General features: G+C 71.6%; 9 protein-coding genes. All 9 read right to left on the reverse strand.

Annotation, left to right across the window (positions count from 1 at the left end; genetic code table 11):
- Positions 1-2,029: tetratricopeptide repeat protein (locus ACFV5H_RS33170; protein ID WP_385198538.1), on the reverse strand; the 2,029-nt coding region annotated here is incomplete at its 3' end.
- A gap of 118 nt (positions 2,030-2,147) precedes the next feature.
- Positions 2,148-2,780, reverse strand: a complete 633-nt coding sequence (locus ACFV5H_RS33175; RefSeq protein WP_385198539.1) for a hypothetical protein — start codon at positions 2,778-2,780, stop codon at positions 2,148-2,150.
- Between the two features lie 39 nt (positions 2,781-2,819).
- Positions 2,820-3,491, reverse strand: coding sequence for a hypothetical protein (locus ACFV5H_RS33180; protein ID WP_385198541.1), 672 nt, complete (start codon positions 3,489-3,491; stop codon positions 2,820-2,822).
- Positions 3,492-3,558: 67 nt separating this feature from the next.
- Positions 3,559-4,206, reverse strand: a complete 648-nt coding sequence (locus ACFV5H_RS33185; RefSeq protein ID WP_385198542.1) for a hypothetical protein — start codon at positions 4,204-4,206, stop codon at positions 3,559-3,561.
- Positions 4,207-4,272: 66 nt separating this feature from the next.
- Positions 4,273-5,007 (reverse strand): hypothetical protein, encoded by a 735-nt coding sequence (locus ACFV5H_RS33190; protein WP_385198544.1) that lies wholly within the window; start codon positions 5,005-5,007, stop codon positions 4,273-4,275.
- A gap of 71 nt (positions 5,008-5,078) precedes the next feature.
- Positions 5,079-5,387, reverse strand: coding sequence for a hypothetical protein (locus ACFV5H_RS33195; protein ID WP_385198545.1), 309 nt, complete (start codon positions 5,385-5,387; stop codon positions 5,079-5,081).
- An 83-nt stretch (positions 5,388-5,470) separates the two neighbouring features.
- Positions 5,471-5,659 (reverse strand): DUF4314 domain-containing protein, encoded by a 189-nt coding sequence (locus ACFV5H_RS33200; RefSeq protein WP_385198546.1) that lies wholly within the window; start codon positions 5,657-5,659, stop codon positions 5,471-5,473.
- Positions 5,660-5,761: 102 nt separating this feature from the next.
- Positions 5,762-5,890: a hypothetical protein gene (locus ACFV5H_RS33205; RefSeq protein ID WP_385198548.1), complete on the reverse strand. Its 129-nt coding sequence runs from the start codon at positions 5,888-5,890 to the stop codon at positions 5,762-5,764.
- A gap of 102 nt (positions 5,891-5,992) precedes the next feature.
- The coding region (locus ACFV5H_RS33210) for an N-6 DNA methylase (RefSeq protein ID WP_385198549.1) at positions 5,993-7,217 on the reverse strand (1,225 nt) is incomplete at its 5' end.

Raw genomic sequence — 7,217 nt, forward strand, 5'->3', positions numbered from 1 at the left:
GAGTGCGGAGGTGGTCAGGGCCCAGTACCCGTTCCTGGTCAGCCAGCAGCCCGGCAAGGGTGGTAACCGCGCCAGCCGGATCTCCTGCCTCCCCTCGCCAATCCGCGAGATCGTGGCGGGTGGCGAGGGTGTGAGGGTGGTCTGGGCCGAGTACTCGCTCCCGGTCGGCCAGCAGCTCGACAAAGGCGGTGACAGCGCCGACCGCATCCCCCGCCTCCCCCCGCCACAGTGTGAGGGTGTGGCGGGTGCCGAAGACTTGCTCTGGGCCGAGTACTCGCTCCCGGTCGGCCAGCAGCTCGACGAAGGCGGTGACAGCGCCGACCGCATCCCCCGCCTCCCCCCGCCAGGACGCGAGGCTGTGACGGGTGTCGAGGGTATCGAGGTGGTCTGGGCCGAGTACTCGCTCCCGGTCGGCCAGCAGCTCGGCGAAGGCGGTGACGGCGCCGACCGCATCCCCCGCCATGCCCTGCTCAAACGCGAGGCGGTGGCGGGCGGCGAGGGTCGCGGAGTGATCCGGCCCGAGGTGGTGGCGAGCTTGGGCAGCGAGGTGGCGGAAGTGGGCGCGAGCGGCAACGGCCTGGCCTGACTGGCTGAGGCTTACACCTGTTCGGTACAGCACATCATGTACGTCCGGCTGGACCAGAGCGTCTTCGGAGTGGCTGGTGAGGGAGGTGGTGTTGGCGCGCAGGGTCTGGGCGAAGTCGGTGTCGCGTTCAATCTCGGGCCACACGGAAACCAGGGCGTCGGCGGCGGTGCGGGCGAGAGCGTGGCGCTGGTCGGGGGTGAGGGTGTCCTTCACGGCGCGCTGGGTGAGCTGGTGGACGCGGACGGCCTGACGGGGAGTGTTGGGGGTGTGTTCGATGAGGTGGAGCCGGTGCAGAGCACGCAGGGCGGCGGCTGCTTCGGCCTCGCTGACCGGGGCAGACGTCGGTGTACCCTCAGCGCTGGTGGGGGTGCGGTGTGCGTTGAGGTGGACGCGTGCGGGGGTGCTGGTCAGGGCGGTCTGCGGAATGCCGTTGGGGTCGAGGAAGGCGGTGAGCTGCAGCATCGGGCGGGCCAAGCCGCGGGGGCGGAGGCTGTCAGCGCGGTCTAGGGACAGGGTGAGGGCAGCGGCGGTCGTGTGGTGCTGGTCGTCGGGCAGGACGTCGGGAGCCGCCTCCGCGAGGGCTGTGGCGCGGTCGGACAGCAGGGCCCTGTATTCCATGATGGTGATGTGGGCGTCGGTGAGGTAGGCGGCTGCCTGGGACAGGGCCAGCGGCAGGTGTCCTAGGTCGGCGGCGAGGGCGGCGAGCTGGTCGTCGGGTTCGGTTCGGTCGTGGACGGCCAAGGTCTCGGTCAGGTAGGCGACGGCTTCGGCGGGGGTGAACAGGCCGACCTCAACGAGGCGGCGCCCGGTCCCGGTCAGGGCGGAGTCACGACGGCGGGTAGTGACCAGTGTCCTGCCCCAGGGGCTGTCGGGTGGCCACAGTCCGCGCAGGTCGGCAGGGTCTGCGACGTCGTCCAGCACCAGCAGCCACCGGCACCGTGCCCCGCTCGGCTTGGGTGCGAGCCAGGCCAGGAACGAGGCTGCGGCCCGGTCGGGGGCATGGGGGTCAGCCCGGCATAGCTCGACGCCGGCCTGCGCGTAAGCAGTCACCACGGCCGAACGTGTCGCGGCACTGACCCACACCAGAACATCCACCGCGCCGTCCCGCCACGCGGTGTACGCGTAGTCAGCGGCAAGCTGGGTCTTGCCCACCCCGCCCATCCCGGTCAGCACCTGGCACAGCACCGCCACGCCCCCGCGCTGCACGACCGTGCGCAGCCGGTCCGCCTCAACCCGGTGCTGGAAGGACTGCGCCCGGGGCGGGACCACGCCAACCTGGTGCGGCCAGGCGGCCGGTTCCTGCGGTCCGCGCTGATGCACAGTCAGACTCCCGCTGACCGCGGTCGCGCCTGGACCGATCGCAACCGCCGAACCGGTGAGGGAGATCTCCACCAACGATGGCACGCCCGCGCTGCCGGGTGTGGGGCCCCGGTAACCGGTCACCGCCTCCCCACCATCCGCAGCGTGCGCGTCACCGGTGTCCCGCGCACTCACCCCTGCCTTGGTGGCCACCCGGCCGCCCACGGCCACACCGCCGTCGACTGCGGGATCGTTCGGGTGATCACCTGTAGTCGACACCTGTGCTCGCCTCACTGCCGGGGCCGTCCGCAGTCGCGTCCCCAGTCCGCTCGGCCGTCGCCGACCCGCTCCCCGTACCCTCGGGTCGCCGCACCCCGCTGCTGGCACTGCCGCCGTTCGTGGCCTCGGCCTTGCCCGTCTCGGCAGCCCTGTCCACCGGCCCCTGCACTTGCCCGGAGGGCGGCTGCTGGAACAGCGCCCAGACCAGAGCAGCGATGCCCGCGGCTGCCTGGACCGAAGCTCCGACCAGCTGACCGGTGTCCGGACTGTTTAGCAGCCAGACCAACGGCGTCGAGACGATGCCCGCCACCGCCACCACCAAGACAGCGATCTTCCAACCCTGTGTCACACCTACCCCTCCCTCGAAGCAGTTCTTGCCAGAAGCTGACGACTTCTCCACTGATAGCAGCAGCGCCCCCTGGCCACCACGGGTTTCACAGACCCAAACGACCTGGGCGTTGCGTCCGTAGCGCACCGTCAGGCCCTGGCAGCGTGCGCAAGGGCCGATCTGGTTCGGCAGGCAGCGCAGGATGTGGGTCGCCGTGGAGGGGACGGTGGTGGGGTCGATACGTTCCGGCTGCTCATCTATGCAGTCGAATGTACGTCCGGCGTCCACTTCCGGCTGTGCGGGGGCATCGTGTCGTCCTCCTGGCGGTCAGCGGGGGCCGTCGGGGTTGGCCAGCGTGGGCGAGGGGCTGATCTGCGGGACGAGTCCGTACAGGATGCTCGGGCGGGTCTCGGGCCTGTCGACGTAGCCGCAGCTATGGGGGCAGGGCACCCACTTCCAGGGCTGGCCGTAGGCAGAGCGCAGGGATTCGCGGGAGCGTCGGGGGTCGACGGCGGTGCAGCGACGTTGGACGCGGCCTCGGAGGCCGCAGCCGCTGCACAGGCCGAAGGCGTCGCGGTAGGGGCCGCAGCGTTCGGCTTCGAGGGCGGCGAGGTCGTGCGGGAGGACGGGGTGAGGGTAGGGGCGTCCGCTGCTGTCGACGGGTTCGCCGGTGGCGGGGTCGAAGCGGTAGGCGCGTTCGCCAGGGCGGATGGGCAGGGACCACCAGGGTTGTCCGGGGGCGGTGGTGAAGACGTGGCGGACGTTGTGGATGGCGCGGCCTTGGTGGTCGGTTATGGGGAACTGGCGGGCGAGGATCCAGCAGCGTCCGCCGAAGGTGGTGTACGCCTCGGCGATGTCGCTGGGGTAGGGGTGCTGGGTGGGGTGGAGGCCCTGGCGGAGGGTGCCGGTGCGCAGCAGTTGGGTCACGGCGAGTTTGCTGGGCGTGTGGACGATCGGGATGTGCTGCTGAGGGATTCCGTCGAGCGGGATGACGGGCATGAGTGGTCCTTCCTGGTCCAACGGAGGGGACGGCGGTGGGCCGCCCCCTCCGGAGCTCGGGGCCTGGTCAGTCGGCGTTCAGGTCGAAGGCGGTGTGGTCGACGACCTCGATGACGCGGTCCAGGAGGTCCTGGTCGGCTGCGCGGCCGTGGTGGATCTTGTGGATCCGGCGGGCCGCGGTCTCCGGGGCCAAGATGCGGTCCGGTCGGTGCAGGTGGGTGCGGTCCTCGCCGTGCGGGTGGGGGCGTCCGACGACCAGGCCGGCGGCGGCGAGGATCGGCGGGACTTGAGCCAGCGTTTTGAGGGTGGGCGGCTGCTGCTGGAACAGGGTGTGGATGCGGCGTCCAGCTTCGGCCGCGTCGGTGGTGGCGTGGGCCTGCCACACCCATGACCGGCCACCGATCTGGAAGCGGTCGTCGGCGTCGGGCAGGCACAGCTCGGTCCAGGGCTCACCGTTGGGGCCGCCGTCCTCGAAGCGGACTTCGGCGTATCCGTCGTGCCAGAAGACGCGGGCCTCCCAGTCGGTGGTGTCCTTGGCGAGCTGCTGGACGACGTCGTCGGTGAAGCGCGGGATGACCAGGTCGCCCATCCAGCGGTGGTAGCTGATCTCAGCGTCGTAGGGGCCGAGCTGGTTGGGGTCCTCGTCGATGGTGACGCGGGCGGGGGTCCAGCTGTGGCCGCCTTGGGCGTCGTCGTCATGGATCTGCACGGACATGAGGTTCTCCTTGGGTGTGGGTCGGGCCGCCCACCTGGTGGGGTGGGCGGCCCGGTTGGGGGTGGGTCAGGTCGCCGGCTTGCTGGCGGCGGGCTTGGTGGGGGTCCGCTTGCGGGTGGTCCGCGACTTGGGCTCGGCGTCGGCGGCCGGGGTGGTCGGCTTGCTGGCGGCGGGCTTGGCGGGGGTCCGCTTGCGGGTGGTCCGCGACTTGGGCTCGGCGTCGGCAGCCGGGGTGGTCGGCTTGCTGGCGGCGGGCTTGCGGCGGGCCTTCATCGGGACGACGTTGTCCGGGGCCTGCGCCGCGGGTGCGGGCGCGGGGTCGGCCGGGGTCTTCGGCTCCGGGGCGGGCGCAGGCTCGGGCTGCTCGGTTTCGGTCTGGGCGGTCGCCTCGGGCTCGGCCTCGGTTTCAGGCTCGGGGTCCCAGGGGCGGTGGCCGACGTACAGGGGCTTGGCCTCGAAGACCGGCAGCAGGCGCTCGACGATGGTGGTGTGGAGGACGGTGGCAGGGTCCTGGTCAGCTTCGAGGTCGCCGATGTGGATCCAGGTGTGCCAGCGGCGGCCGTTTATCAGCGGGGGGAAGCCCTCGAAGGTCTGCGGGTCGTCGGGCTGGGCTCCGCCGGTGGCCCACATCTGAATGATGCTGCCGTTGCCGAGCGTGCGCAGGGAGAGCTGGCGGTCGTGAGGGCCGTCGAGGCTGACGATGTCGTCGAGGATGAGTTCGTTGATCTGCCAGAAGTTGGTGCCGAGGTGGGTGGTGAGGGTTTCGGCCGTGGCGTGCAGGGCCGAGGGTGCGAGTTGCACTGGGTTCTCCAAGAGGTTGGTTTGGTGCTGGTTGGGGCCCCGCCCCTGGTGGGGCGGGGCTGGCTTGGTGGTCAGGCGGGGAGGGCGGCCAGGAAGTCGCGGACGGTCTGGGCGAGCTGGGGGACGCCGGTGAGGAGGGGGGTGTTGGCCTCCTCACTGTTGGCGTAGCTGCTGGCCGTGGTGAGGGCGGTGCGGGCCTGGCTGATGTCGTCGCGGTCAAGGTGGCGGTGAGCGGCGTTGAGCTGGAAGGCGACGACGCCGAGGGCGGCGTCCTGCTCCTCGCAGGTGGAGCGGGTGGCGAGCTGGCGGGCACGGCCGGCTGCCTTGCTGATGGCGGACTGGATGGTGGCCGGGTCGAGGGTGAAGGTTTCCTGCGGCACGGGGCCCTCCAAGAGATCTTGCGGTCGAGTGGTGTGGCACTTTTCGCGTGGGCGGCGTTGTTCATCGCCGCCCACGCGGCGGGTCAGGGCAGGAGGCGGACGCTGTCGCCCTCGTCGAGGAGCATCGAGAGGCGGGAGCCGCTGTCCCAGTCGATGTCGAGTTGGTTGAGGGCGGGGGTGTAGCGGCGGATGGTGCCTTCGTCGCCGGGGCGGAGTTCGGTGTGGGGGTCGGTGGTGGCGACGAGGGCGATGCGCTGGCCGGTGGCGTACATGGGGTGCCTTCCTCCTTGATGGGCGTTTCTCTTTTGAATGGTGTGGCACATTACGGCCCGAAGTCCGGGGCGTGCACCCCGGACTTCGGGCCGCCTGTCGCGTCAGAGACCGCCGGCCGCGGCCCGGATCGCTTCGGCGGCGCGGGCGGCCAGCCAGCAGCCGAACGGCGACTCGTCGAACTCCTCGGCGGTCTTTTCGTCGTTGCGGATCTCGTTGTTCGCGCGCTCCATCGCGTGCCTCCTCAGTCGCGGGCGGGGGACTCCCCTCACCCATTCCTCTTATTCTAGCGGCAATTGGGTGGGGGGCAAGATTTTTCGGGGCGAACCCGCAGGTCAGGCGGCCTTTCCGCTGATCAGCCGGTCAGCGAGGGCCAGCGCCCGCTGCGCGGCCTCCGCCACCGCCAGGCGGCCCACGATCTCGTCGCGCTCCCTGAACAGCGCCTCACGCTCCCGCACGGCCTGCTCGTGCACGTCACCCTCCCGAAGGGTGTCGCCGCAAGCGACGACCACATTCGGGCCCAGCCCCCACACGATGGCGTTGACGGCTGCGCCGGCCGCGGCCAGCGGCTCCAGCTCGTTCAGCGCCCACACGTAGTCGGCCGGGTCGCACTGCATCTCGCGCAGATGCTGGGCGAGGGAGCGGAACATGCCGCCCGTGCCGCCGGCCGGTTCCATGAACTTGAAGCCCTTCTCGGGCGGCTCGGGGCAGACCATGCGGGCCATCAGGTCGCACAGCTCGGGCGGGGTGTGGTACTCGCCGAGGCCCTGCTTGGCTCCGAGCGAGCGCAGCGAGGTGATCGTCCACGACATCACGTCGGTGTCCGCGCGGCAGTAGGGGTCCGGGCTGCCGGTCAACTGCAGGATGCCGTAGCGCAGCGCGGTCTCGGTGACCCGGCGCACCGCGTACGCCTTCTCCTCCACGCCCTGCTCGGTGAGCCAGCCCATCAGCGGTGCCATCCGGGCCCCCAGGTCGGGGCGCTGGGACCAGGTGTGGGCGTAGATCTCGCGGTAGCCCTGCAGGAGCTGGTAGTCGCTGGAGGTGCTGATGATGCGGGTGACGTCCTCGGTGTGGCCCTTGATGGGGAACAGGGCCAGGCCGCCGACGATGCTGACGGGGATGTCTATGCGGTAGCCGCCCCAGTTGGAGGCGTGCCAGGTCTCGGCGACGGCCTCGCCCAGGCGCTGTCCGGCGTCGCGCGGGTTGCCGATCAGCAGCGGCACGACGCGGCGCGGGGCGGGGATCGGCGTCTGGACGGACGGCACCTCGGGGTGAGGATCGCCGAACAGGCTCTCGGGGGCGGCACTGGCGGCGACGACCGGGCGGGGCGCGGGGGCCGGGCGAGGCGCGGGCTCGGGGGCGGGCGCGGCGGCCGGCTGGATCGTGAGCTGCGCGGTCGGGCGGGGCGCGGGGGCCGGGCGAGGGGCCGGCGGGGCGGCGGGGGTGCGGGTCGGGCGGGGGCGGGCGGCGAACGTCGCGGGGACGGACGTCTCCTCGGCGAACAGGTCGAGCTGGTCCACGGTGTGCTCCTTCGAAGGTGTGGGTGTGGCAGCGCCCCGC

The organism is Streptomyces sp. NPDC059787 (genome assembly GCF_042732315.1).
Taxonomy (GTDB): Bacteria; Actinomycetota; Actinomycetes; order Streptomycetales; family Streptomycetaceae; genus Streptomyces; species Streptomyces atrovirens.

Coding starts and splice junctions, on each gene's coding strand:
- ACFV5H_RS33200 (WP_385198546.1), bottom strand. CDS start 5,659: ATGTACGCCACCGGCCAGCGCATCGCCCTCGTCGCCACCACCGACCCC.
- ACFV5H_RS33205 (WP_385198548.1), bottom strand. CDS start 5,890: ATGGAGCGCGCGAACAACGAGATCCGCAACGACGAAAAGACCGCCGAG.
- ACFV5H_RS33180 (WP_385198541.1), bottom strand. CDS start 3,491: ATGCCCGTCATCCCGCTCGACGGAATCCCTCAGCAGCACATCCCGATC.
- ACFV5H_RS33185 (WP_385198542.1), bottom strand. CDS start 4,206: ATGTCCGTGCAGATCCATGACGACGACGCCCAAGGCGGCCACAGCTGG.